The following is a 25,074-nucleotide window of genomic DNA, read 5'->3' on the forward strand; positions in this document are numbered from 1 at the left end:
AGAGTCACATGGCAAAATACGACCTCAATTCCGCAAACCCGGTGACGCGAACGCTCGATTCGCACACCGGCATCAGCAAAAAGGGTTTGCCCTCGGGCACCGTCGGCGTACTCGGAGCGCTCGTCATCGGGCTATCGACCTGCGCCCCCGCGTACACGCTCACGGCGGCCGTTGGGCCGGCCGCGAGCGAGGTGGGCTACCAGACGCCCGCGATCTTCCTCATGGGCTTCATTCCCATGCTGCTGGTCGCCCTTGGCTACCGCGCACTGAACGCGGCTATGCCCGACTCTGGCACCTCATTTACCTGGGCGACGCGCGCGTTCGGCCCGTGGATCGGTTGGATGGCCGGCTGGGGGCTGATCGCCGCAACGGTGCTCGTGCTCTCGAACCTCGCGGGCATCGCGGTCGAGTTCCTCTTCCAATCCCTCAGTATCGTGATGAATGATCCGGCGATCGCCGAGCTCTCTGACAACAGGATCATCAACATTTTGGTGTGCCTCGCGTTTATGGCGCTCGCCACGTTCATCTCGTACCGGGGCATGACCTCGACGAAGATCTTCCAGTACATCACCGTGGCCTTCCAGATGGCCATTTTGATCTGGTTCATCGTGGCGATGTTTGTGGGCGCCGCCGATCCCGCCAACGAAGCGGGCCGCATGCCCGAACTCTCATGGTTCAACCCGCTCGAGGTCGACAGCGTGAGCGCGTTCGCCGCCGGTATCGCCGTCTCGATTTTCGTGTACTGGGGCTGGGACACCATCCTCACCATGGGCGAAGAAACGAAGCCATCGAAGGGGCGCCTCTCAACCGAGAGCAAGGCCGCGATGATTCTCGTGGGCATTCTCGTGGTGCTGTACGTCGGCACCGCCACGGCCACCGTTGCTTACGCCGGCCTCGGCGACACTGGCACCGGCCTCAACAACTCGGCCATTGCCGAGAACGTGTTTGCCGCACTCGCGCACCCGGTGATGGGGCCTGCCGCGATTATGCTGTCGCTCGCGATTTTGGTCAGCGCGCTTGCCTCGATTAACTCGACCGCGATCTCACCCGCCCGCACACTGCTGGCGATGGCGCACTACGGTGCCGTGCCGCAGGCGATCAAGAAGATTCACCCCAAGTACAAGTCACCTCACGTCGCCCTGATGCTGTCATCGATCGTGGCGTCGGTGTTCTATGCCGTGATGCGCTTCATCAGCGAGGACGTGCTGTGGGACACGATCACCGCGCTGGGCATGATGGTGTGCTTCTACTACGGCATTACGGCGCTCGCGAGCCCGTGGTACTTCCGCAAGACCGCATTCAAGGAGGGGGCAGGCGCCGTCTTCTCGAAGATCGTGCTGCCGGGTATCGGTGGTCTGCTGCTGCTCGTCGTGTTCGTGCAGACCACGGTCGACAGCATGAACCCCGATTTTGGCTCGGGGAGCAACATTGCAGGTGTCGGTCTCGTCGGCGTGATTGGCGTGGTCGTGCTCGGCCTGGGTGTCGTGCTCATGCTCGTGCAGGCTAAGAAGGCGCCCGCGTTCTTCAGGGGCGATGTGCTTTCACGCGCCGACGCCTCATCTGACACCGCGTCGATGCCCGTGTTCGATGATGGGCTCGGTTCGTAAGTAGCTCGCAGCTCGCAGCCCGCGACCCGCAATTCGCGACCCGTAGCGTCGCTGCTGTGAATCCGCCCCGCGGTGTTTGCCCGAGATACTCGGGCCAACAGCGCGGGGCGGATTGTTGCGTTTACGCTTGCAGCTAGCCCGGGCACACATGCTCAGCCCGCGGGGTAAACTGGGGGCGTGACTACACGCGAGATTCAGACCCCGTACGAAGACCTGCTGCGCGAGGTTCTCGAGCACGGCACCCCGAAATCCGACCGCACAGGAACCGGCACACGCAGCCTGTTCGGCCGTCAGATCAGGTTCGACCTCGCAGAGTCGTTTCCGCTCATCACCACGAAGCGCGTGCACTTCAAATCTGTCGCGGTTGAGCTGCTGTGGTTCTTGCGCGGCGAAGGAAACGTGGCGTACCTGCGCGAGAATGGCGTAACGATCTGGGATGAGTGGGCCGATGAGGCCGGCGACCTCGGCCCCGTCTACGGTGTGCAGTGGCGCTCATGGCCGAAGCCTGATGGCCAGCACGTCGACCAGATTTCACAGGTGATCTCGCAGATCAAGGAGAACCCTGATTCGCGCCGACTGATCGTGTCTGCCTGGAACGTTGCCGATCTCGAAGAGATGGCGCTCGCTCCCTGCCACGCGTTCTTCCAGTTCTACGTCGCAGACGGCAAGCTCTCGTGCCAGCTCTACCAGCGCTCGGCCGACATGTTCCTCGGTGTGCCCTTCAACATTGCCTCATACGCCATGCTGACGCAGATGGTGGCCGAACAGGCCGGGCTCGAGCTCGGTGAGTTCGTGTGGACGGGTGGCGACTGCCACATCTACGACAACCACGTCGAGCAGGTCGAACGACAGCTCGCGCGCGAGCCGTTCCCGTACCCGAGCCTGAAGATCGCCCCCCGCGATTCAATCTTCGACTATGAACTCTCAGACTTCGAGGTCGTCGGCTACGAGCACCACCCCGGGATTAAAGCCCCGGTCGCGATCTAGGCCGGGCGCTGTGACAGACACCGCGGCACACACCGTGGCCAGCCCCGTGGCACGCATCGGGCTCGGGCTCATCTGGGCAGAAGCGCGCGGGGGAGTGATCGGCAAAGCCGGCACGATGCCGTGGCATCTGCCCGAGGATCTCGCGCACTTCAAGCGCACGACTCTGGGGGCACCCGTGATCATGGGGCGCCGCACCTGGGAGTCCCTGCCCGAGCGCGTGCGGCCCCTGCCCGGGCGCCCCAACATCGTGGTTACCCGCAACGGTGAGTATGAGGCCCCCGGAGCCACCGTGGTGTCATCGGTTGCCGCGGGAATGGCAGCGGCCGCCGAATGCGTTGCCGCTGAAGTACCGGCCGAGGCATCAGCAGAAGCATCAGCCGAGACCGGCACCGTGTGGAACATTGGCGGCGCCGAACTTTTTCACGCCTCAATGGACAGCGCGACCGAGCTCGTGGTGACCCGCATCGAGGCCGATATTGAGGGCGCAGATACCTTCGCGCCCGCGATCGGACCCGAATGGACACTTGCGTCGCGCGGCGACCTGCAGCGGTCATCGACCGGTCTGGAATTTCGCATCGAACGCTGGGTGAAGCTCAGCTGAAGGCCTCGAGCGCTCGTACGAACGTCATTTGTTCAGGCAAAGTGCGAGAGCTTCATGTGTGCCTGAGCAAAGAAGTTCGCGCGGGTACGGTAGCCTATACGGGTGGCTACTCATGAGAATCCTTTTGGACAAGTACTTGTCGCGCTCGTCACGCCTTTTCAGGCTGACGGTGAGGTCGATTGGGCTGCCACAGAGAAGCATATAGACGAGTGCATTAACAACGGTGCCGATGGCATCGTTGTGACGGGTACGACGGGTGAAACCAGTACGCTGACTGACCCCGAGAAGATCAAACTCGTCGAGGTTGCAAAGTCGGTTTCTGCTGGCCGTGCGAAGATCATCACGGGTGGCGGCTCGAACGAGACCGCGCACGCGATTGAGCTGTACAAGGCCAGCGAAAAGGCTGGCGCCGACGGCGTGATGATCGTGACCCCGTACTACAACAAGCCGACGCAGGCGGGGCTGCTGACGCACTTCCGTATGGTGGCTGACGCCACCGACCTCCCCGTGATTTTGTATGACATCCCGGGGCGCACGGGTGTGCCGATTGCCTACGAGACGATGCTGCGACTGGCCAAGCACCCCAACATCCTTGCAGTCAAGGATGCCAAGGGTGATTTCAGTCAGGTCAGCCGTGTGCTGAACCAGACCGACCTGATGTACTTTTCGGGCGACGATGCGAACGTGCTGCCGCACCTCGCCATTGGCGCCACGGGATTGATTGGAGTCACCGCGAACGTTGCGGCTGCTCCGTACCGCGCAATTATGGACGCGGTGAATGCTGGAGACCTGACCACAGCGCGTCTGGCCCACCAGCAGTTGGAACCGCTCGTGCGGGCCGTGATGACTCACGTGCCTGGCACCGTAGCGGCGAAGTACATTCTTCACGGCCTCGGCCGTATCGGCAGCCCGCGTGTACGGCTGCCACTTGTTGGCCCGGAAGAGTGGGAGGCCGCCCTCATTGAGGACGAGCTCGCACTGGTGAAGAACCTTCCTGGCGTCGACCTTTCAAACTTCAGGCCGGACCGCAATGCGGCTGCCGGCGGTGCCCTGCCCCAGATCGCAGGCACCACCCGCTAAATAACAGGAGGCCCCGTGCCCAACCCCCCTTACGCCCCTCCCGCTCTCGCGAAGGGCACCCTCCGCGTCACACCCCTGGGTGGACTCGGAGAGGTAGGCCGCAACATGACGGTCTACGAAATCAACGGGAAACTGCTGATCGTCGACTGCGGCGTTCTGTTCCCCGAGGAGCACCAGCCCGGTGTAGACCTCATCCTCCCCGATATCTCGAAGCTCGAAAAGCGCCTCAGTGACATCGTGGCGGTTGTATTGACCCACGGCCACGAAGACCACATCGGTGGCGTGCCGTACCTGCTGAAGATGCGTGAAGACATTCCGCTCATCGGCTCAAAGCTGACCCTTGCGTTCGTTGAGGCCAAGCTGAAGGAACACCGCATTCGCCCCAAGACCCACGTGGTCACCGAGGGCGACCGCGTGAACTATGGACCCTTCGACCTCGAGTTCATCGCCGTAAACCACTCGATCCCCGATGCGCTGGCTGTCGCCATTCGCACCGAGGCCGGTCTGGTCATTGGCACCGGTGACTTCAAGATGGATCAGCTGCCGCTCGACGGCCGCATCACCGACCTGCGCGCATTCGCACGCCTCGGCGAAGAGGGCGTAGACCTCTTCATGACCGACTCGACGAACGCTGACGTACCCGGGTTCACCTCACCCGAGAAGAACATCGGCCCCGTCATTGAGCAGGTCATCGGCCGCACCAAGGGCAAGGTCGTCGTCGCGAGCTTCTCGAGCCACGTTCACCGTGTGCAGCAGGTACTCGACGCCGCCCACGCCAACGGCCGCCGCGTCGTGCTGCTGGGCCGTTCGATGGTGCGCAACATGAAGATCGCTGCAGACCTCGGCTACCTCACGGTGCCCGAGGGCGTGCTGGTTGAACTCAAGAAGAGCAACGACATTCCCGATCACCGCATCGTGTACATGTCGACCGGTTCACAGGGTGAGCCGATGGCTGTGCTCAGCCGCATGGTCAACCGCGAGCACCAGATCGAGGTCGGCGAAGACGACACCGTGATCCTCGCCTCGAGCCTGATCCCCGGTAACGAGACCAGCGTCTACCGCATCATCGATGGCCTGATCAAGCTCGGCGCTAACGTCGTGCACAAGGGCAACGCCAAGGTGCACGTCTCGGGCCACGCTTCGGCCGGCGAGCTGCTCTACTGCTACAACATCGTGCGCCCCAAGAACGTGATGCCGATTCACGGTGAGCACCGCATGCTCGTCGCGAACGCTGCGCTCGCCATTGAGACCGGTGTGCCGCAGAACCGCACCGTGATCGCCGAAAACGGCACCGTGGTCGACCTCGTCGACGGCGTTGCACGCCCGGTCGGTCAGATCGAAATCGATTACATCTACGTTGACGGCAAGAGCGTCGGCCGGGTTACCGACGACGACCTGCGCGACCGCCGCACGCTGGCTGAAGAAGGCTTCATCTCGGTTGTGACCGTTGTGGAGACCACGCTCGGCCAGATCGTTTCGGGCCCCGAGATCCACGCCAAGGGCGTCGCCGAAGACATTCGCGTCTACGACAAGATCAAGCCGCAGATCGCTAAGGCGCTCGAGGATGCCATGAAGGACGGCGTCACCGATCGTCGCGGCCTGCAGCAGGTCGTACGCCGCACCGTAGGTCGGTGGGTTGGAACGAAGCTGCGTCGCAAGGCCATGATCGTTCCTGTCGTGGTGGTGGTGTAACGAGTGAACCGGATTCCCGGTATAGCCGGGGGGAGCGGAGTGGGCGAGATGTTTGCCCGCTCCGCCACCCCGGCTGAGGTCGCATCGTGGGATGAGCTCATTGCGAGCAACCCCGGTGGCGGCGAAGTCTGGATGGGCGAGAGCTATCTCGCCCTCAAACGTGACGAGGGTCGCTACATCGATCACCGTGTGATCGTCGAACGACCCGGAAAGTGCCCGATCGCCGTTGGCGTGCTCGCGAAGCGCGTGCCGCTGCTGGGCGAGTGGTGGCACCTGCCTGCCGGCCCGGCCGGCGATGACCTTGAGACAGTTCTCGCGGTCACGTCTGCCGTGGCCAGCCACGCGCGCAAGCGCGGCGCCTTCCTCGTGAAGATCGAGCCGAGGCTCGCGGTTGCCGCGCACCCCGGTATCGCAGACGCGATCCGGAGCCGCGGTTTCATTGACACCGTGCGCGTGATTCCGAACCCGTCGACTGTGCTGGTTTCGGTGGCGACCGAGGCTGCTCCGGGAAGTGAGGCTGCTCAGGCCGAGCTGCTCGCGAGCCTCGGTAAGAAGGCGCGCAACTCGATCAATCGCGCCAAGCGCGATGGCATCGTGGTGACGCGCGCTGACGCCACCGATGCCGATTGTGCAGCGCTCTACGCGCTGCTCGAGGAGACCGCCGAGGGCCGTTTTGTGCTGCGCAGTGAGCAGTATTATCGCGAGTTTTGGCAGCGGTTTCAGCGGCGCGGTGACGGTCAGGTATTTCTCGCCCATCGTGACGGTGAGCTCGTTGCCGGCGCATTCGCCATGGGCCTCGGCGCTAAAACGACCTACAAAGACGGCGCCTCAGTGCGCGCGAAATCAGGGTACGGCGCCTCGCACGCCCTGCAGTGGGAAGTGCTGTGCTGGGCCAATGAGCGCGGTGCGTCAGTGCACGACCTGTGCGGTGCGCCGCCCGCTGACCGCGCCGACGACAAAACCCACCCGCTGCACGGCGTGGGCCAGTTCAAGCGCTCATTTTCACCCGAGATCACCGATTATCCCGGGGCATTCGACCTGCCGCTCAACCCCCGTGCCTACGCGCTGTGGACCAAGCTGGGCGACCGTGTGATGCGACGTTTGTCGCTCGCGCGCTGGAAGGACCCGTACTACTAATGGCCGCTGGAATTATGCGCGCGAGCGCCCTCATGGCCTCGGGCACGATGGTGTCGCGCATCCTGGGGCTCGCGAAAGCGATGCTGCTCATGTACGCGATCGGCGCGGTGTCTTCGCGCTCGGCCGATGCGTTCGCGAGCGGCAACCTGCTGCCCAACACGCTCTACATGATCTTGTTGGGCGGCATGCTCAACGCGGTGCTCGTGCCGCAGATCGTGAAGGCCGCCCAGAACGCCGATGGCGGGGCCGGGTACATCAACAAGATCCTCACGCTGATCTCGTCGATTCTGTTTGGCGTCACCGTGATCGCAATGATTGCCGCGCCGTGGATCGTGAAGCTCACGGTGCTCGACTGGGAGGGGCCGCAGCTCGCCCTCGCCACCGCGTTCGCGTACTGGTGCCTGCCGCAGATCGTGTTCTACGGGCTCTACACCGTGCTCGGCGAGGTGCTGAACGCGAAGAGTATCTTTGGGCCCTTCACCTGGGCCCCCGTGCTGAACAACGTCATCGGTATCGCCGGCATTATCGTGTTTATCGCGATGTTTGGGGCTGATCCCGAGGGCACCCGCTCGGTGCTCGACTGGAATGCGCTCTCGATTGGCGTGCTCGCTGGCACGGCCACGCTGGGCGTGGTGGCCCAGGCGCTGATTCTGTTTTGGGCCTGGCGCAAGGCGGGCATTCGCTTTCGGCCTGACTTCACCTGGAAGGGCATGGGCCTCGGCCACACTGCCCGCATTGCCGGCTGGAGCCTCGCCACCATCACGGTGATGCAGCTCGGCGGCCTGATCACGAACAACATCGTGGCGATCGGCACGGGCCACGGCCCGTCGGTGAGCGCCATGCAAACCGTGTGGCTGATCTTCATGATGCCGCACTCGGTGATCGCGGTATCGCTCGCAACCGCCTACTTCACGCGTTTGTCTGAGTGGGGCCAAACGAAGCGCATGACCGAGTTCGTCGTTGATTTCTCGGCGTCGGCCCGCCAGATCGCGCTCGTCATGGTGTTCGCCGCGGTCGCACTGTTTGCCGCGGCCCCTTACGTCTCGCGCATCATCAACTTTGGTGCCACCGAGCTGCAGGTTGATCAGTTCGCACACGCACTGCAGGCGTACACGGTGAGCCTCGCGGCCTACAGCGTGCTGTTCGTGGTGCAGCGGGCGTTCTACGCTCTCTCTGACACGCGCACCCCGTTCATTTTCACGACCATTCAGATGGCCATTGTGATCGCGCTGTCGGTGCCGCTGATCTGGGCCCCCAAGGCGCAGATCGGCATGCTGTTTGCGCTCGTGTGGTCGGGTGCGACCATTATTCAGGCCGTGATTGCGACCTTGTTGCTGCGGCGTAAGATCGGCGCCATCGACGGCCGACGCCTGCTGCAGAGCCTCGTGCGGTTTGCGCTCGCGGGGATTCCGGCGCTCGTGCTCGGCCTCGTTGCCGCGTGGGGTCTTGGCGTGCTCGTACCGAACGCCGACGCCCTGCTCGCCATTGTTTTTGCTGCGATTATCGCGGTCGTTGTGACCGTCGTATATGTGGTGTGCTTGCGCCTGCTGCGCTCACCCGAACTCGCTGAACTTACGGGGTTTGTTTCCCGCAAACTTGGAAGGAACCGACCGTGACTCTCACTGTGACTCCCTGCACGGATCGCGCCCACTGGGATGCGACCGTCAAGCGCCTCGGCGGCCACCCGCTGCAGCTGTGGGGCTGGGGCGATCTCAAATCTGCCCACCGTTGGAGCGCCGAACGCGTGCTCGTGACCGACGACGCCGGCACCGAAGTTGGCGCATGCCAGCTGCTCACGCGCAAGCTCCCCGCGCCCCTGGGTGGCTTCGTGTACGCTCCCCGCGGCCCGGTCGTGGCCAGGGATGCCGGGGATCCGGATCGCCCAGCGTCATCACCCTCGCCCGCCGAGGTCGCTGACGCCGTAGCCGGGTACGTGCGCGGCTCGCGCCGCGCCGTGGCCGTCTCGATCGAACCCGATGAAGATGAGGGCGCGTTCGGTGTGAGCGCCGCGTGGCGCGAGGCCAAGACCCCCGTGCTGCCCGCCCGCACCCTGATCCTCGATCTGCGCAAGAGCGAGGACGAGCTGATCGGCGATATGTCGAAGAAGCACCGTCAGTACGTGCGCAAATCAGGGCGCGAAGAATCGCTTGAGATTCGCCCCGTTGAGACGCTGGCGCAGCTCGAAGAATGCCTCGACGTGTACCACGCGACCAGCGAGCGCGCCGATTTCGGCCTGCACGAGGACTCGTACTACCGCGATGCGTTCACGATGCTCGGCGACGATAGCCCGGTATGGGCGGCGTACGTCGAGGGCAAGGTTGTGGCGTTCTTGTTTATGGCGAAGAGCGAGCGCACCGCGTTCGAGCTCTACGGCGGCATGAACGACGTGGGGCAGCGGTTGCGCGCCAACTACGCCCTGAAGTGGCACGTGATTCGCGAGATGAAGCAGCAGGGCATCACCCGCTACGACTTCGGCGGCCTGATCAATGACGGCGTCACCACCTTTAAGAAGGGCTGGGCCTCACACGAGAACCTGCTCGCAGGTTCGTGGGACCGCCCGGGCCCGGGCTACCTCGTGTGGACCGAGGGTCTGCCGCTCGCCAAAAAGGTTGTGCGCGCGCTGCGCAAGAAGTAACACGCGCACCCCTTCGAAGCCCGGGCGGGCGGCAAATCCCTGTGTTTGGGGGCTGCCTCGCCCGGGTTTCTGCCGTTCTCGGAGCGTCAGCTAGCGAATGTCGGTAGTCGAACGTACCCTCGAATTATGGCCAGCAAAACTCCGTCGCGCGATAAAACGGGCAAGACTGACGCGCGAGGCTCTCGCGCGGCGTCGTCCCGTGGATCCGCGAGGACGAAGGTCCTCGCACAGCCCTCCACTGAGAATGGGTTCGTGCGTGCATGGCAGGGGCTTGCCCACGGGGTCGGCGGGGCAGCTCGTGCCTTCCGCACCGCTCCGATCGCCCCCGAAGATCGGCGCGACGGGTTTCCCCTCGTGCTCGTGCTGCTCGCGATCGTGGGAGCGGTGGTCGAGTGGTTCTTCATCGGGCAGACCGTGGCCGTGCAGCTCGACGCCTGGTCGTTCGGCGGGCTCTTTGGGCGTGTAGCGTTCGGATTTCCGATCATTATGATCGGGTTCGCGATGTGGCTGTTCAACCACCCCTCGAGTATTAACGACAACCGGCGCATCGGCATTGGGCTGTTTCTCGCGATTATGAGCGTCGCAGGCCTGACTCATATTTACGGCGGCACCCCCGAGCCGCAGCAGGGCATGCCCGCCCTGGCTCAGGCCGGGGGACTGCTCGGCTGGATGGTCGGCACACCGCTGTATGCGCTCACCATTTGGGTGGCCGTGCCGGTGCTGTCACTGCTGCTGCTGATGTCGCTGTTGATTGTCACCAAGACGCCCCCGAGCCGCATCGGTCGGCGCATGAAAGAGGCGTACGCGTTTCTCTTTGGCGTCATCGAACCCGAAGAAGAACCCGCCCCTGCTGAAACGAAGCGTGAGAAGCGCGAGAAGCGGGCGCGCGAGAACCAGACGCCGCTGTTCGACCTCGAAAAAGAAGAAGCCGAGCCGGGCGCGCTGCCGTGGTGGCGCCGCAACTCATCGGGCCGCGAAGAAGCACCCGATTATGCCGTCGACCCCAACGCATTGGATTCAGCGCTCGCAAGCACCCCTGAAGAGGCAGCCGAGGGCGCCTTTGACAGTGCCTTCGATGACGCTCCCGCCGCGGCTGATGACGTGCGCACGAGCGTGCTCGATTACGGGGCAACGGCTGCAACCGATGTCTTCCCGGCCGATCTGTTCGACTCGCTCGACCACGCTGAGGCCGCCGTCGCGGCAGCGGGCATCAGCGGGGTAACCCCGGCTTCAGGCCTGGGTGATGATTCATGGGACGACTTCTCGGAGCCAGCGGTGGCGGCCCCCGCCATTGTTGAGCCCCCGGCCGTCACCACCCAGTTTGCGGTCGCCCCCGCGCATGACCCCGCCGCAGCGCACGAGTACCATCTGCCCGATCAGATGACGCTCTCTGAGGGGCCGACGCCCAAGAAGCACACCGACGCCAACGACGCGATTATGGCGTCGCTGGCGCGCGTGTTCGAAGAGTTTAAGGTTGACGCCCGGGTCTCTGGCTTCTCGCGCGGCCCGACGGTGACGCAGTACGAGGTCGAGCTCGGCCCCGGCGTCAAGGTTGAGAAGGTCACGGCCCTCTCGAAGAACCTGTCGTATGCGGTCGCCTCGAACGAGGTGCGCATCCTGTCGCCGATTCCTGGCAAGAGCGCCATCGGTATCGAGATCCCCAATAAGGATCGCGAGAACGTCGCGCTCGGCGATGTGCTGCGCTCGCACCGGGCCCAGCGCAGCACCCACCCCATGACCATTGGTGTGGGCAAAGATGTGAAGGGCGGGTTCGTCGTTGCGAACCTCGCCAAGATGCCCCACCTGCTCGTGGCCGGCGCCACTGGCTCGGGTAAATCGAGCTTTATTAACTCGATGATCACGAGCATCCTGATGCGGGCTACCCCCGAGCAAGTGCGCATGGTATTGGTTGACCCCAAGCGCGTGGAGCTTACCGTCTACCAGGGTGTGCCGCACCTGATCACCCCCATCATCACGAACGCCAAGAAAGCAGCCGAAGCGCTGCAGTGGGTCGTGAAAGAGATGGACATGCGGTACGACGACCTCGCAAGCTTCGGCTTCAGGCACATCGATGACTTTAACGACGCCGTGCGCTCGGGCAGCATCGTGTTGCCCGAGGGCAGCGAACGCAAGCTGAAGCCGTACCCCTACCTGCTCGTGGTGGTTGACGAGCTCGCCGACCTCATGATCGTCGCCCCGCGCGACGTCGAAGACTCGATTCAGCGCATCACCCAGCTGGCACGCGCCGCGGGTATTCACCTCGTGCTGGCCACGCAGCGCCCCTCGGTCAACGTCGTTACCGGCGTGATCAAGTCAAACGTGCCCAGCCGCTATGCATTCGCCGTGGCATCGGGCACCGACTCACGCGTGATCCTTGACGAAGTGGGCGCCGAGCGCCTCATCGGTCAGGGTGATGGCCTGATGCTGCTGAACGGTGAGTCCTCGCCGGTGCGCGTGCAGGGCGCCTGGGTGGGCGAATCTGAGATCGCCGCCGTGGTGAAGCACGTGAAGGCTCAGGCCCAGCCCGAGTACCGGGCAGACGTGGCACAGGTCGCCGAGAAGAAGAACATCGACGCCGACATCGGCGACGACCTTGAGGTGTTGATCGCGGCGGTCGACCTGGTCGTGAGCTCGCAGTTTGGTTCGACGTCGATGCTGCAGCGCAAGCTGCGCGTCGGCTTCGCGAAGGCCGGTCGACTGATGGACCTGATGGAGTCGCGCGAAATCGTGGGCCCGTCAGAGGGGTCAAAGGCGCGCGACGTGCTCGTGACGCCCGAGCAGCTCCCCGAGGTGCTCGCCCGCATTAAGGGGATGCCTGCGGCCCCCGCCGCCGGGGTATCTTTTGCGCCGGCCGCACCTGAACCTGCAGCCCAGGCTGCCCCCGCGCCCAGCGCCGAACACTCAAACGCGCCAGACCCCCGTTACGACGATCCGGTCGCGGCTTACCAGTCGAGCCTCGCCGAGGTTGAGGGCGAAGACGACGGTAACGAAGATGCTTGGCAACTGACCGGGCGCGATTAAGCGTCATCGATAGTTTTGGCCCGCACCCGGGTATCAACCGAAAAGAGACACGAGTGAACGAGAGCGCAACGCGGCCAAGCAATTGGAACGCGCCCAACATCATTACTGGCGCTCGAATCGTAGCGACGCCGTTCTTCCTGTGGCTGCTGCTGGCTGACGGTGGGCAGAACGACGCGCTCAGGTGGTGGGCGGCGGCCTTCTTCGTGCTCGCCATCGCCACAGACGCGTGGGACGGCTACCTGGCCCGCTCCAAGGGGCTGATCACTGACCTGGGCAAACTGCTCGACCCGATCGCCGATAAGTTCCTCACGGGGGCGGCCCTGGTGGGGCTCTCGATCATCGGCGAGCTGCCGTGGTGGATCACCATCATCGTGCTCGTGCGCGAGGTAGGGGTCACCATCCACCGCCTAATGATCGTGCACGACGTTGTGGTGGCAGCAGCCTGGATGGGCAAGCTGAAGACCGTCGCGCAGTCGGTCGCCATCACCCTGGCGCTCGCCCCGATTGGCTCGGTGCTGGGAGACGCTGCCCCGATTGCGTACTGGGCAAACGTCATCACGATGACGATTGCCGTCGCGCTCACGATCTTGAGCGGCATTGACTACATTGTGGGCTATCTGCGGGCCAAAGGCCGCAAGGCATGACCCCAGCGCGCGCGGTCATCGCGCAGGCGGGCGCGCTCAACATCAGAATCGCGGTCGCCGAATCCCTCACGGGCGGGCTGCTCGCCAGCGCACTGGTGAGTGTGCCTGGGGCCTCGCGGGCCTTCAGCGGTGGCATCGTCGCCTATGACACCGAGCTCAAACGCTCCCTGCTGGGCGTCGACGCTGAATTGCTGGAGCGTGTGGGCCCGGTTGACGGCGAGGTCGCGCGCCAAATGGCCCGCGGTGTGCGGCGCGCATGCGCGGTTGGCGGGGAGCCGGCGGCGCTGGGGATCTCAACGACCGGGGTGGCTGGCCCTGATCCGGATCAGCACAGCGGTCAGCAGCCTGGCACCGTATGGATCGGTGTCAGTTCGCCGGCGGGGGAGCGAGCCGTGCAGGTCGCGTGCGCGGGGGATCGGGCCGAGATTCGGGCGCAGGCCGTGGTGGCCGCGGTGCGCGAACTCGAGGTCGAATTGGGCGCGATTACTGGGCATCAGGTGGGAACCGCATCGTAATGTAGTGAAACCTGAGTGGACTTGACTCAAGTTCAGGGAAGTTTCAGGAATAGAGCAGGTAGTCTCTGGGTTAACTTCAGTGATGCAGCAAATATGTTGCAGCGTTGGGTTAGCTCAACGTGAACAGGTATGGTTGAAGTACAACTTTCGGTTGTGCAAGTAAGGGAGGTCTCACATGGTGCTGATGCGTCAGGAGATTGGCGATGTACTTCGTGACTTCCGGTTGCAAAAGGGGCGCACCCTGCGACAGGTAGCTGGCGAGGCAAGCGTTGCGCTGGGATACCTCAGCGAGGTTGAACGCGGGCAGAAGGAAGCCTCGAGCGAAATTCTTGCCGCCGTGGCCGAAGCCCTGCAGACACCGCTGTCTGTGATTATGGGTGAGGTGAGCGAGCGACTCGCAGTCATTGAGGGTCTTTCGCTTCCCATTTCCAGTGGTGTGCCCGATACGGTGCCCGCTGAATTTGTCTCGGGTTACGCACCCGCACTCGTTTCGTGAACTGGTGCTCGTAGCGCGTGAGGATTAGCGAGTTTCATCGCGCCTGCGCCGCCGAGTTCGGTGAAGATTATGCGGCCGTGCTGCTGCGGGATCACTGGCTGCGAGATCTCGGCGGCACGGCGCAGGAGTGCCTCGATACCGGGGTGGAACCCCGTGCCGTGTGGGCGGCGCTGTGCGACGAGCTCGACGTGCCGATGTCGCATCGGCACGGCCGGGGCCTGCGCGACGTGCGTCGCTAAACGCACGCCAGGAGCGGCGTGCTCGTGACACGCCGAACTTCTTTTCGAATATGTATTCGATTGGTGGTAGCTTCGTCCTCAGGGCGTTGAACTGGCGCGTTGTCCACATCTTCGACATTCGGGTGACGAATGTCGGTGGTTGGTTCTAACGTGTGAAGTATCGACACCCTATGCCTTGTCGGCCGGATCCCGGTCACGACAGTCGGTAGGCAGCAACCAGCGCGGCACAGCCGCTCACGAGTGAGGACACATCATGGCATCTCCCAAAGATCGCGACAAGGCACTAGAGGCCGCTCTCGCCCAGATCGATAAGAACTTCGGCAAGGGCGCAATCATGCGCATGGGAAGTGCCGATCGGCCGCCCGTTGAAGTGATTCCCACTGGCTCGGTCGCATTGGACGTCGCGCTGGGGATTGGCGGGCTTCCCCGAGGCCGCGTCGTAGAGATCTACGGCCCGGAGTCATCAGGTAAGACGACGCTGACTCTGCACGCCATCGCCAACGCACAGAAGGCCGGCGGTATCGCTGCCTTCATCGATGCCGAGCACGCGCTCGATCCCGATTACGCCCAAAAGCTGGGCGTCGATATCGATGCACTGCTGGTCGCACAGCCCGATACCGGTGAGCAGGCGCTTGAAATCGCCGACATGCTGATTCGCTCGGGCTCGGTCGACCTGGTGGTCGTTGACTCGGTGGCCGCACTCGTACCGAAGGCTGAAATCGACGGCGACATGGGTGACAGCCACGTGGGTCTGCAGGCACGACTGATGTCGCAGGCACTGCGCAAGATCACCGGTAGCCTCAACTCGACCAACACCACGTGCATCTTCATTAACCAGCTGCGCGAGAAGATCGGTGTCTTCTTCGGTAGCCCCGAGACCACCTCGGGTGGTAAGGCATTGAAGTTCTACGCTTCGGTGCGCCTCGACATTCGCCGCATTCAGACGTTGAAGGACGGCACTGACGCCGTGGGTAACCGCACCCGAGTCAAGGTCGTGAAGAACAAGATGGCGCCGCCCTTCAAGATCGCAGAGTTCGACATTCTGTACGGCATCGGCATCTCGCGCGAGGGCTCGCTGATTGACTACGGCGTTGAGCACAACTTCATCAAGAAGAGCGGTGCTTGGTTCACCTATGAGGGTGACCAGCTCGGCCAGGGTATGGAGAACGCGCGACGCTTCCTCATTAACAACCCCGAGGTTGCGGCTGAGATTGAGGAAAAGATCCTCACGAAGCTCGGCGTGAACGGCCGTTCAGAAGAGACTGCAGCCGCTGCAACGGCGGCGACCGGTGCGAAGGCCGGCTCGGCAAAGGCAGCTGGTGCGAAGGCTGGCACAGCGAAGGCCGCGACGCCGAAGACCGCGACTCCCAAGGTTGCTGAGCCGAAGGTTGCGACGCCTGCTACAGGTGCGGCCGCGCCTGCTGCTGGTGCAGCGGCGACGGCTCCCGTGGCTGAGCCTCAGCGCGCAAGCGCATAAGGCCATGGCGGTTCGTTTTTTGCCGCCGCCCGAGGAACGCGCACCAGCTGCCCGTGACGAGAATGAGAATCTTGCCGAGGTAGTTCAAATGCGTTCGTGGCTGCGGCCGGTGACGCAAGAGCCCGAACGGGAGACTGCTGCTGAAGAAGACGCTTCAGCGGCAGCCCTCCCAGGCGGGGACTTCTCAGGCCGGGGCTTCTCTGACGCGAGCGCCTCAAGCGAGAACTCCTCGGCTGACGACTCCTCTGTAGGCGACTCTTCATATGGCGACCCCTCAGAAGCGGTGTATGAAGCGGAGCAGGCCTACGCCGAATTTCCCGCTACAGCAGTGGAGACTGACCTCGACGCAGCTGGAGCAGACGATGCGGCCGTTGGTGTTGAAGCAGCAGGTTCTACTGGGTCTGAACTGGCTGCAGAGGCAGGGGCAGGGGCAGAGGCAGAAGCAGAAGCAGAATCGGAGCTAGCTCCAGAAACACCTGCCTCGGCGCAGGCATCGGCGACTACGACTCACGCCCGGGTGACGCGGGTCAACTTCGGCTCGGGCGTAAGATTTGCCTCAGATTTGGCTGATGCTGATGCTGATGCTGATGCACCCGTTTCCTCTGATGATGATGCAAGCCAGGGCTTTGAAGAGCGTAGCCCCGCCTACGACGATGCGGTGCGCCTGCTTGCGCGTCGTGCGCGTTCAAGCGGTGAGCTGCGTGACGATCTCCTTGCGCTCGATCACTCGTTGCTTGACGTCTCGATCGTGATCGATGAGTTTCATGACAGTCACTACCTCGATGACATCGGACTGGCGCGCGTGCAGTGTGAAAAGCTGCGTGACGCAAAGGGTGCCAGTAGCGGGCAGATTCGGCGCAAGCTGCGCGAACGTAAACTTCCCGACAGTGTGATCGATGAAGTCCTCGGTGAGCTCGACACTGACGAAGAATTTGCTCTTCTGCGCGAGGCCGCTCACAAGCGTGCCGAGAAGCTGAAGGGTCTTGACCGTCAGACGGCCCAGCGGCGCCTGATGGGATTCTTGGCGCGGCGCGGCTGGTCGGGCGAGGCCGTCAGCCGTGCGGTGAACGAAGCGCTAGACGGTGCCGGCGCCGGTGGGCGTAACCGGGGCGGCCGCGGTTCGGGCTCCGTTCGCTTTGAATAAGGCCGTAGTTGGTGCTGGGTACTGAGGCTGGCCATAGCCGGGGTCAGTACCCAGTGGGGTCGCCGGTAGACTGAGACGTATGAGTTCTGCACCTGTCGAAGCCCTCGCTGACCAGATCGTGATCGAGCGGTCACCCGCTGCATTGCGCCCTGACGGGAGCGCCCGAAGCTATTCGGTGCGCACCCTCGGGTGCCAGATGAACGTTCACGATTCTGAGCGGCTCTCGGGCTCTCTGGAAGCGGCAGGATACGTCGCTGCCGATGCTTCTGAGCGTGCAGATGTCGTCGTGATTAACACGTGCGCCGTGCGCGAGAACGCCGGCCAAAAGCTCTACGGCAACCTGGGCTACCTTGCCAGTGTGAAGCGCGAGCACGAGGGTATGCAGATCGCCGTGGGCGGCTGCCTCGCGCAGAAGGACCAGGGCGTCATCGTCGAGAAGGCCCCCTGGGTGGATGTGGTCTTTGGCACCCACAACATGGGATCGCTCCCGGCACTTCTCGAGCGGGCACGCCACAACCAAGAAGCACAGGTCGAGATCCTCGAGTCACTCGAGGTGTTCCCCTCCACCCTGCCGACTAAGCGTGACTCCGCATCAAGCGGGTGGGTCTCAATTTCGGTGGGCTGCAACAACACCTGCACCTTCTGCATCGTTCCTTCGCTGCGCGGTAAAGAGAAAGATCGCCGCCCCGGTGACGTGCTCGCCGAAGTTCAAGCACTTGTTGACGACGGCGCAATCGAGATTACGCTGCTGGGTCAGAACGTCAACACCTACGGAGTGGAATTCGGGGACAAGCTCGCATTCGGCAAGCTGCTGCGCGCCATGGGCGACATCGAAGGCCTCGAGCGGGTGCGCTTCACCAGCCCCCACCCCGCAGCCTTCACCGATGATGTGATCGAGGCCATGGCTGAGACGCACAACGTCATGCCTTCGCTGCACATGCCGCTGCAGTCGGGCTCTGACGCGGTGCTGAAGGCGATGCGTCGCTCATACCGCTCAAAGAAGTACCTGGGGATCCTCGAACGTGTGCGTGAGCAGATGCCCGACGCCGCCATCACTACCGACATCATTGTGGGATTCCCTGGGGAGACCGAGGAAGACTTCGAAGACACGATGCGCGTGGTCGAAGAGTCTCGGTTCGCGAGCGCCTTTACCTTCCAGTACTCCATTCGCCCGGGTACCCCGGCGGCAGAGATGGAAAATCAGCTTCCCAAGGAGGTTGTGCAGGAGCGCTACGTGCGGCTGCACGAGCTGCAAGAGCAGATGTCACTGCGCGAAAACCATGCCCAGATTGGGCGCACGGTACAGGTGTTGGTGTCAGCAGGAAGCGGCAAGAAGGACACGGCGCAGAGCCGGTTGTCGGGCCGCGCCGAGGATAACCGCCTCGTGCACTTCTCGGTACCCGAGGGCGCTGAAGAACCTCGCCCCGGCGACGTGGTGACCGTGCAGGTAACGAGCGCCGCGCCCCACTTCCTGATCGCTGATGAACCTGCGGCTTACTCGGTGCGTGCAACGCGTGCTGGTGATGCTTGGGATCGGCGCCAGGCAGAGAGCTGCGGCGTGCCCGAGCCTGCAGCGGCAGCAGTGGGGCCGAAGGCCGTGAGCCTCGGACTGCCGACCATTCGCACGCGATGACCGCGGTGGATGTCGAGGGGCCTACGCTGTGGGCAGTGGTCGGGGCAACGGGCACCGGAAAGTCGGCGCTCTCACTCGACCTCGCTGAGCGGCTGTATGCACACGGCAGGCCCGCTGAGATTATTAATGCCGACGCGATGCAGTTCTACCGCGGCATGGACATTGGCACTGCGAAACTGCCCGAGAGTGAACGGCGGGGGATTCCCCACCATCTTTTTGATGCGCTCGATCCCACGGAAGAAGCCACAGTCGCGTGGTACCAGCCGCGGGCACGATCGATTATCGAAGAGATTCAGGCGCGCGGCGCCGACGCTATTTTGGTGGGCGGATCGGGTCTCTACGTCTCAAGCGTGATCTATGACTTTCAGTTTCCCCCGCGAGATGAAGCGCTCAGGGCCCAGCTCGAGGCCGACGCGCTTGAACACGGCACCGGGTCTCTACTTGCCCGGCTAGCTGCACTGTCGCCCGAGACCGCTGCAGCGGTGGACGCGCAGAACCCGCGTCGGGTGGTGCGCGCGTTGGAGGTGGCGCTCTTGGGCGGCGACGCGCGAGTGACGCTGCCGTCAGAACCCGAACTGTGGCGTGAGCCGACCCGTTTGGTGAGTGTCGAGTGCGACCGCCCCACGCTTGTTGAGCGGCTCGACCGCCGCGTGGACAAGATGTGGGTCGATGGCTTAGTCGAAGAAGTACGCCAGCTGATTCCTCACGGCATTGAACGAGGTGTGACCGCGAGCCGTGCTATCGGATACGCACAAGCCCTGGGCCAGATCGAGGGTCGGCTGAGCGAAGGCGAAGCGATCGACGAAACGCAGGCACTCACGAGACGATATGCGCGTAGGCAGGTGGCCTGGTTCAAGCGGTATCCGGGTATCCAGCATGTGCACGGCCCCGATATTGACGCGGTGCTTCCGGAATAGTTCACGTGTGCCCGGGCTGAGACCCGAGCGTTGAGCTGTGCGCAGAGCGAAGTTTTGGCATGCTGGGGATACACGGGGTCGCGCGCAATACACTGGAACCATGACGACGCTCCGTTTCACCAAGGGCCAGGGCACAGGCAATGACTTCGTGCTGTTCACCGATCCTGACGGGGAGATTGAACTGACGCCCGCTCGCGTGCGTGCGCTGTGTGACCGCCGCTTTGGCATCGGGGCAGACGGTGTGATTCGGGCGGTGCGCAGCCGATCGATCCCTGACGGCGAAGCGGTGCTGGCTGAAGAGCCCGAGGCCGAGTGGTTTATGGACTACTGGAACGCCGACGGCTCAGAAGCGAAGATGTGCGGCAACGGCATTCGTGTGTACGCGCACTACCTCATCTCTGAGGGGCTGGTGCAGTCTGAGCGCCGCGATACGTTGCCGATCGGCACACGATCTGGCGTACGCGATGTGCTTGCCGGGATGTCGGGCTACACCGTTGACATGGGGCGCTGGCGCCTCTCGGGTGAGCGGTTGGTGTCGGCGCGCGGGCTGTATGTTCCGCGGCCGGGGCTAGGCATCGATGTTGGGAATCAGCACGTGGTGACGGCGCTGGCAAATGTCAGTGAACTCGACGCGGTTGAGCTTCACCAAGCGCCCAAGCTTGACCCAGAGGGCGACGCAAACGTTGAGTTTGTGGTGCCCGAAGAGCCGCTGGTGAAGAACGGTGTGGCCCGGATCAGGCTGCGTGTGCACGAGATGGGCTCGGGGGAGACCCTGTCATGCGGCACCGGATCAGTCGCGGCGGCGCTTGCGTTCCGTCATTGGGGCGGAGAAGGCATGCCGAACAACTGGAGCGTAGAGGTACCCGGCGGGCGACTCGGGGTGCGTATGTTCCCCACGCAGGAGGGCGAGCACGTGTCGCTCAGCGGCCCGGCCGAACTCGTCTATACCGGAGAATTTGAGCTGCCCGAAGCCTAGGAATACTTGGCTGCGCAGCTTGGTCGCGTGACTTAGCTGTACGGCTTAGCCGCATGGCTTAGCTTGTATAGCGCCAGCTGCATTGCCCAGCTGCGTTGCTGAGCTGCGTTGCCCAGCTGCGTTGCCCAGCTGCGTTGCCCAGCTGCGTTGCTTGATGGTGCTGTTTTGCTTCTTGGTGAAGCTACGCTGGTTGGCGCCGTCGGCGCCTCGGTGCCCTGAGCGGCGGGGCCGCCGGTCGCCATTGTGATGCTGGGTCGATCCAGGGTGGCGCCAAGATTTGGGGGAGTGCGTCGACCATACGCACACGCCACCCGTTGGCATCGAGATTTCGGTGGTGGTACCAGCACAGCAGCACGCCATTGTCGGTGGAGGTTGGCCCGCCATCTTGATATTCGGTGACGTGGTGCACTTCGCACCATGTTGCGGGGACGCTGCAGCCTGGGATGATGCATCCGCCGTCACGCGCGGTGATCGCCCGGCGCTGAACCGCGGTGAAGATTCGTGTGGGGCTTTCGAGGCCCCGTATCTCGCCGTTGGGCCCCGTGACGATGCGTTGTGTGGCACCCGAGCAGATGCCGTGGCGAGCCGCGTTGACGTTGGTGGGGGTGGGGAGACCATCGTGGCCATGGAGCCACGCCCGCCCGCGTCTACCTGGGGTCTCGAGGCTGGTGGCGAGTTCATCTTCGGTGACCTGCACGAGTACCGTGACGGGTGCTCCGCCCAGCAATGGAGTGTCTTTGGCGCGAGCCGCGACCTGCGCGATGATCATGAACGCGTCATGTTGTTTCTGCGCAAAGGTTCGGGAGTCTTCAACTCCAAGATCATTGGAGGTGTCATCGCCAGTGGTATCTGAAGCGTCGTCGCCGGTGGCTTCGAAGCGCACTCCGCGGTGTTTAGATTGCTCCTGTTGATGACCTTCGGGGGCGTCTTCCTGATTATGCCCGGGTCTATCTTCTCGCTGATCCTCTGGGTGAACTTCTGGCCCGTCTTCCCCCGCACTTGCGGTGTGGGAGCGTGTGGGTGCCTCGCTGTTGGTGGTGGTGCGGGGCGAGTTGATCGCGTCAAACAGTGTGCCGAGGAGCGCCGCCGCTTCGGGGAGAAGATTGCCTCGAAGCGGTACTAGCCCGTGCCGTTCTTGACCAAACCTGAGGTATCTGCCGGCCATCGTGACCTCTTCGCTGGGCGCGATGCCGTCTTGATCGAGGGCTTCGCACCACATGCGGCACACCTGCTTGATGGTGTCGCAGTCGATGGGGAGTGAAGTTTTCAAGTGACCGTCGTCATCTGGTTGGGAATCGTCGGTGCTGGGGTAGCCGGCCGCCTGGGCGACGATGCATGCTTCTGCTTCACCGATGGCGTCGCTGGACACATGCGGTGGCAGTGCTGAGAGCGTGCGCACGATGTGGAGCGCGGTTTCTTCGGGAAGATCGCCCGCGGTGAGGGCCGCCGCCACCATCGGGTAGCGAGGTTCGATGCGGCTGCCGGTGAAACCCACGTTGGAGCGGGTCGCTCGCGCGAGGGTGAGTCGCCGGTTGATTGTGCTTGCGGGCATTTGTGAGAGCCGCTGCAAGAGTTCTGTCGCTGAACGACAGCCCCGTTTCGCGGCCAGGGAATCAGGCATACCCGAAGCGGAACGGTCTTCGACCGCCCCAGAAAGTGTGACGAGCAGCGACTGCATGCGCCGTGACGCCTGCTCGCACTGGGCCGTGAGCGTGATGAGGTCGTCGTCACTCATGAGGGTGATCTCGTTGAAACCGACCTGCCCGGTGAGGTTGGCCAGCAAGCAGAGGAGCTGCTCGCTATTCTCTGCGAGAGTTGCTTCGGTTGCTTCGGTTGCTTCGTGACCGGTGTGTGCTTTGTGGCCGGCGTAGTCGGTGTGTGCACCCGGCGTGGGGAGGGTCTTGGGGAAGGTCTCGGGGAAGTCGTCGCGAGCGTGGCGCGCGGCTTCGGTGACACCGTCTTGGGCTTCCTGGATGCGCTGCGCCGCGGTGGCCGTGACCTCATCGCGGTTAGGCCACACGCACTTGATGATCTCCGTGAGAGGCGTGTGATCTGGGAAACAGTGGACGGTTGTTTTCTCGCCCGCTTCGTTGCTGGACATGGTTCTAGTTTACCACGTATTCGAACTAATATTCGAATAAATTTGGCTTACTTGAGCCAATTATGGTGCGTTAGGCGTGACTGATGTGCCAGGCGTGGCCGATGCGCCAGGTGCGTTACTCGCAGCCGATTCCGTCGCCATCGCGGTCGAGGTGCCGACCGTAGCCTGCGTCTCCGGCGTGCACCGGGGCCGCTCCTGCATCGCGCGCTGCGGTGCAGTTTTGGTAGTGGACTGACGGTGCGGGAGCGGGTGCGGGGGCCGGTGCCGGCTCGGGCGCGGGCACCGGCTCAGGAACCGGGGCGGGAGTAACCACGGGGGCGGGCACCGTCGAAGCTGCGGGTGCTTCGGAGCTTGGCTCAGCGCCAGCGCCAGCAGCAGACCCACCAGCGCCAGACCCGCCAGCATCACCGGCGTGATCCGGAACCACGGTCGATAGCTCACTGAGCACCGCAGGCTGATCGGGGCAGGTAGTCAGTACGCGCTGCATCGCGTCGTGCTCGGCGGGCGTCACCCACAGTGCATACGCTGCCTTCACCGATACCTGGTGCGCGACGTACTCGCAACGGAAGCCGCGGTTGCTGGGCAGCCAGCTCGCCGTGTCGCTGTCACCTTTCGAGCTGTTGGCGCGGCCCTCGGCCGCAAACAGGTTGATGGGGTCGTTGGCGAGGCTCACGCGCTGCTCTTGGGTGAGCTTCTGGGCGCCCTTCTGCCACGCGTCTGACAGCGCCACGATGTGGTCGATCTGCACGAGTGAAGACGTCTTGTCGCCCCGCACGAAGTCGATGGACTGGCCCGTGTATTTGTCGGCGAGGTGGCCCGCGAGCACCTTGCAGCGCCCCTGCATCGTGAGATCGGTGAGGTCTCGCTGCAGAATGTCGTTGCGGGTGTCGCAGCCGTTGCGGTCGACGTCGCTCCAGGGCGAGCCAAACTGGGCCTTGCGGTCGTAACCGGTTTTGGGCGCGCGACCCTTCACCGGCAGTTCGGCGAGCAGCGCGAGCGCGCTTCCGGCGCTGGCGGGCGCGGCATCGGGGGATGAACCGGATCCCGAATCTCCGTCGGATTGCGCCCCGCTGTTGGTGGCGTTGAGATCGAGCGGAGAGCCCGCGCTCGGGCCATCGGAGCCCGCGCTGGCCTCGGTGCTCGCGTCGGCACCCGCCTCAGCGCTGGCGCCGTCGCTCGAAGCGTCGCTCGATGCATCGCTTGCGGTATCGACGCCCGCGTAGAGCTCCTCAATGAAGCTCGCAGAAGGTTCAGTAGAGCCCGTGCCCGCCTCATCGAGGATCTCGGTGCAGCCGGTGGTGAATAGTACGAGGGCAGCAAGAAGTGCGGCGGAGGCGCGTGTGCCGCGCCCCGCCCAAGACGGGCGGTTCACGCCTGCGAAGCTTCTGCCCGCAGCACGTGGAACCCCTTAGATCGGGTGAAGCGAGACACCTCAAGCTGGGGGAACTCGGCACCGATCCAGCGCTGCAGCGAATCTGCGCCCAGGTGCTTGGCGACGACGAGGTGCGCGGTGCCACCGGGTACGAGGCGGGGCAGCCACTGCTGCAAAATCTCGTGGAGCGCCTCCTTGCCCACCCGAATGGGCGGGTTCGAGCGAATCTCGGCGAACGAAATATCGTCGGGCACCTCGCTGGGCGCGCACACACGCACGTTCGTGAGCCCGAGCCGCGCCGCGTTGGTGCGCGTGAGCTCGCGAGAGCGCTCGTTGACATCAATGGCCCAGATCTCGCGGCCCGGGTGGTTCAGCGCCGCGGCGAGCGCGATGGGGCCCCAGCCACACCCGATGTCGAGGATCGGGGGGCCTGTGGGCGAGGGATCCGGATCAGCATCAACATCAGCATCAGCAACCTCAGCGTTGCCGGTCGCGCTGAATCCCACGCCGCGCACGGCGCCGAAGTAATCCTTCGTGTCGGCGTCGAGATCGGTGTCGAGCGTTGACAGCAGCAGCTCGGTGCCGCGGTCGAGGTGCTCGGGGCTGAACACTCCGCCGGCCGTCACCAGCTGCCGAATAGCCCCGGCGAGGGAAACCTCGATTTCGCGCGCTCGGTAGTCGCCTGCGGGGGATTCAGAAAAGTAGTGCTCAGTCACCCCCTAAGTATCTCAGGCAATCGTGGGCGCCGATCCCAGGTGGCCCGGTTCGGCGTGGTGATTTGGGCGCTCACAGGCAACGCG

At 63.7% G+C, this 25,074-nt stretch carries 21 protein-coding genes; 18 read left to right on the forward strand and 3 right to left on the reverse strand.

The window, feature by feature from the left end:
* Positions 1 to 8 precede the first annotated feature (8 nt).
* The 18 genes from JOF28_RS13875 to dapF all read left to right on the forward strand — a co-directional run bounded on the left by JOF28_RS13875 (position 9) and on the right by dapF (position 20,801).
* Complete coding sequence (locus JOF28_RS13875) at positions 9 to 1,607, forward strand: APC family permease (RefSeq protein ID WP_209706439.1); 1,599 nt, start codon at positions 9 to 11, stop codon at positions 1,605 to 1,607.
* A 177-nt stretch (positions 1,608 to 1,784) separates the two neighbouring features.
* Entirely contained in the window at positions 1,785 to 2,594 is an 810-nt protein-coding gene (locus JOF28_RS13880) for a thymidylate synthase (RefSeq protein WP_209706442.1), read from the forward strand.
* A 10-nt stretch (positions 2,595 to 2,604) separates the two neighbouring features.
* Positions 2,605 to 3,195, forward strand: a complete 591-nt coding sequence (locus tag JOF28_RS13885; protein ID WP_342452181.1) for a dihydrofolate reductase — start codon at positions 2,605 to 2,607, stop codon at positions 3,193 to 3,195.
* Between the two features lie 102 nt (positions 3,196 to 3,297).
* Positions 3,298 to 4,275, forward strand: coding sequence for a 4-hydroxy-tetrahydrodipicolinate synthase (dapA, locus tag JOF28_RS13890; RefSeq protein WP_209706445.1), 978 nt, complete (start codon positions 3,298 to 3,300; stop codon positions 4,273 to 4,275).
* Between the two features lie 15 nt (positions 4,276 to 4,290).
* Positions 4,291 to 5,967: a ribonuclease J gene (locus JOF28_RS13895; RefSeq protein WP_209706447.1), complete on the forward strand. Its 1,677-nt coding sequence runs from the start codon at positions 4,291 to 4,293 to the stop codon at positions 5,965 to 5,967.
* Between the two features lie 48 nt (positions 5,968 to 6,015).
* A complete protein-coding gene (locus JOF28_RS13900) occupies positions 6,016 to 7,104 on the forward strand; it encodes a lipid II:glycine glycyltransferase FemX (protein ID WP_209706449.1) in 1,089 nt (362 codons plus the stop codon).
* Positions 7,104 to 8,720 carry a murein biosynthesis integral membrane protein MurJ gene (murJ, locus tag JOF28_RS13905; protein ID WP_209706452.1) on the forward strand — a complete coding sequence of 539 codons (1,617 nt, stop codon included), beginning with the start codon at positions 7,104 to 7,106 and terminating at the stop codon, positions 8,718 to 8,720. The genes JOF28_RS13900 and murJ overlap by 1 nt, the downstream gene beginning before the upstream one ends.
* Positions 8,717 to 9,739, forward strand: coding sequence for a lipid II:glycine glycyltransferase FemX (locus tag JOF28_RS14855; RefSeq protein ID WP_209706454.1), 1,023 nt, complete (start codon positions 8,717 to 8,719; stop codon positions 9,737 to 9,739). The genes murJ and JOF28_RS14855 overlap by 4 nt, the downstream gene beginning before the upstream one ends.
* 126 nt (positions 9,740 to 9,865) lie before the next feature.
* Positions 9,866 to 12,760 (forward strand): FtsK/SpoIIIE family DNA translocase, encoded by a 2,895-nt coding sequence (locus tag JOF28_RS13915; protein ID WP_209706456.1) that lies wholly within the window; start codon positions 9,866 to 9,868, stop codon positions 12,758 to 12,760.
* Between the two features lie 53 nt (positions 12,761 to 12,813).
* Entirely contained in the window at positions 12,814 to 13,404 is a 591-nt protein-coding gene (gene pgsA / locus JOF28_RS13920; RefSeq protein WP_209706458.1) for a CDP-diacylglycerol--glycerol-3-phosphate 3-phosphatidyltransferase, read from the forward strand.
* Positions 13,401 to 13,919, forward strand: coding sequence for a CinA family protein (locus JOF28_RS13925; protein ID WP_209706460.1), 519 nt, complete (start codon positions 13,401 to 13,403; stop codon positions 13,917 to 13,919). Before pgsA ends, JOF28_RS13925 begins: the two co-directional genes overlap by 4 nt.
* Before the next feature lie 175 nt (positions 13,920 to 14,094).
* Positions 14,095 to 14,415 (forward strand): helix-turn-helix domain-containing protein, encoded by a 321-nt coding sequence (locus JOF28_RS13930; RefSeq protein WP_209706462.1) that lies wholly within the window; start codon positions 14,095 to 14,097, stop codon positions 14,413 to 14,415.
* Positions 14,416 to 14,432: 17 nt separating this feature from the next.
* Entirely contained in the window at positions 14,433 to 14,654 is a 222-nt protein-coding gene (locus tag JOF28_RS13935) for a DUF3046 domain-containing protein (RefSeq protein ID WP_209706464.1), read from the forward strand.
* A 253-nt stretch (positions 14,655 to 14,907) separates the two neighbouring features.
* Positions 14,908 to 16,131 (forward strand): recombinase RecA, encoded by a 1,224-nt coding sequence (gene recA / locus JOF28_RS13940; protein WP_245189986.1) that lies wholly within the window; start codon positions 14,908 to 14,910, stop codon positions 16,129 to 16,131.
* Positions 16,132 to 16,135: 4 nt separating this feature from the next.
* On the forward strand, positions 16,136 to 17,275 hold the full coding sequence (locus JOF28_RS13945) for a regulatory protein RecX (protein WP_209706466.1): 1,140 nt from the start codon (positions 16,136 to 16,138) through the stop codon (positions 17,273 to 17,275).
* 79 nt (positions 17,276 to 17,354) lie between these two features.
* The gene (gene miaB, locus JOF28_RS13950) at positions 17,355 to 18,908 is read left to right on the forward strand and encodes a tRNA (N6-isopentenyl adenosine(37)-C2)-methylthiotransferase MiaB (protein ID WP_209706468.1); all 1,554 of its coding nucleotides are present in this window, start codon (positions 17,355 to 17,357) and stop codon (positions 18,906 to 18,908) included.
* Positions 18,905 to 19,825: a tRNA (adenosine(37)-N6)-dimethylallyltransferase MiaA gene (gene miaA, locus JOF28_RS13955; protein ID WP_209706470.1), complete on the forward strand. Its 921-nt coding sequence runs from the start codon at positions 18,905 to 18,907 to the stop codon at positions 19,823 to 19,825. The genes miaB and miaA overlap by 4 nt, the downstream gene beginning before the upstream one ends.
* A 100-nt stretch (positions 19,826 to 19,925) precedes the next feature.
* Entirely contained in the window at positions 19,926 to 20,801 is an 876-nt protein-coding gene (gene dapF, locus JOF28_RS13960; RefSeq protein WP_209706472.1) for a diaminopimelate epimerase, read from the forward strand.
* Positions 20,802 to 20,982: 181 nt separating this feature from the next.
* Here dapF and JOF28_RS13965 read toward each other — a convergent pair whose 3' ends face one another.
* The 3 genes from JOF28_RS13965 to JOF28_RS13975 form a co-directional block, all read right to left on the reverse strand.
* Positions 20,983 to 22,902: an HNH endonuclease signature motif containing protein gene (locus JOF28_RS13965; protein WP_209706474.1), complete on the reverse strand. Its 1,920-nt coding sequence runs from the start codon at positions 22,900 to 22,902 to the stop codon at positions 20,983 to 20,985.
* Positions 22,903 to 23,017: 115 nt separating this feature from the next.
* Positions 23,018 to 24,274, reverse strand: coding sequence for a GmrSD restriction endonuclease domain-containing protein (locus tag JOF28_RS13970; RefSeq protein ID WP_209706476.1), 1,257 nt, complete (start codon positions 24,272 to 24,274; stop codon positions 23,018 to 23,020).
* Complete coding sequence (locus JOF28_RS13975; RefSeq protein ID WP_209706477.1) at positions 24,271 to 24,990, reverse strand: class I SAM-dependent methyltransferase; 720 nt, start codon at positions 24,988 to 24,990, stop codon at positions 24,271 to 24,273. The genes JOF28_RS13970 and JOF28_RS13975 overlap by 4 nt, the downstream gene beginning before the upstream one ends.
* Positions 24,991 to 25,074 lie beyond the last annotated feature (84 nt).

It is taken from the genome of Leucobacter exalbidus, assembly GCF_017834145.1.
GTDB lineage: Bacteria > Actinomycetota > Actinomycetes > Actinomycetales > Microbacteriaceae > Leucobacter > Leucobacter exalbidus.

What these genes read in the sequence shown, in the direction of transcription:
- JOF28_RS13875 (WP_209706439.1), top strand. Translation starts at nt 9, where the DNA reads ATGGCAAAATACGACCTCAATTCCGCAAACCCGGTGACGCGAACGCTC.
- JOF28_RS13900 (WP_209706449.1), top strand. Translation starts at nt 6,016, where the DNA reads ATGTTTGCCCGCTCCGCCACCCCGGCTGAGGTCGCATCGTGGGATGAG.
- murJ (WP_209706452.1), top strand. Translation starts at nt 7,104, where the DNA reads ATGGCCGCTGGAATTATGCGCGCGAGCGCCCTCATGGCCTCGGGCACG.
- JOF28_RS13915 (WP_209706456.1), top strand. Translation starts at nt 9,866, where the DNA reads ATGGCCAGCAAAACTCCGTCGCGCGATAAAACGGGCAAGACTGACGCG.
- JOF28_RS13925 (WP_209706460.1), top strand. Translation starts at nt 13,401, where the DNA reads ATGACCCCAGCGCGCGCGGTCATCGCGCAGGCGGGCGCGCTCAACATC.
- JOF28_RS13930 (WP_209706462.1), top strand. Translation starts at nt 14,095, where the DNA reads ATGGTGCTGATGCGTCAGGAGATTGGCGATGTACTTCGTGACTTCCGG.
- recA (WP_245189986.1), top strand. Translation starts at nt 14,908, where the DNA reads ATGGCATCTCCCAAAGATCGCGACAAGGCACTAGAGGCCGCTCTCGCC.
- JOF28_RS13945 (WP_209706466.1), top strand. Translation starts at nt 16,136, where the DNA reads ATGGCGGTTCGTTTTTTGCCGCCGCCCGAGGAACGCGCACCAGCTGCC.
- miaB (WP_209706468.1), top strand. Translation starts at nt 17,355, where the DNA reads ATGAGTTCTGCACCTGTCGAAGCCCTCGCTGACCAGATCGTGATCGAG.
- miaA (WP_209706470.1), top strand. Translation starts at nt 18,905, where the DNA reads ATGACCGCGGTGGATGTCGAGGGGCCTACGCTGTGGGCAGTGGTCGGG.
- dapF (WP_209706472.1), top strand. Translation starts at nt 19,926, where the DNA reads ATGACGACGCTCCGTTTCACCAAGGGCCAGGGCACAGGCAATGACTTC.
- JOF28_RS13965 (WP_209706474.1), bottom strand. Translation starts at nt 22,902, where the DNA reads ATGTCCAGCAACGAAGCGGGCGAGAAAACAACCGTCCACTGTTTCCCA.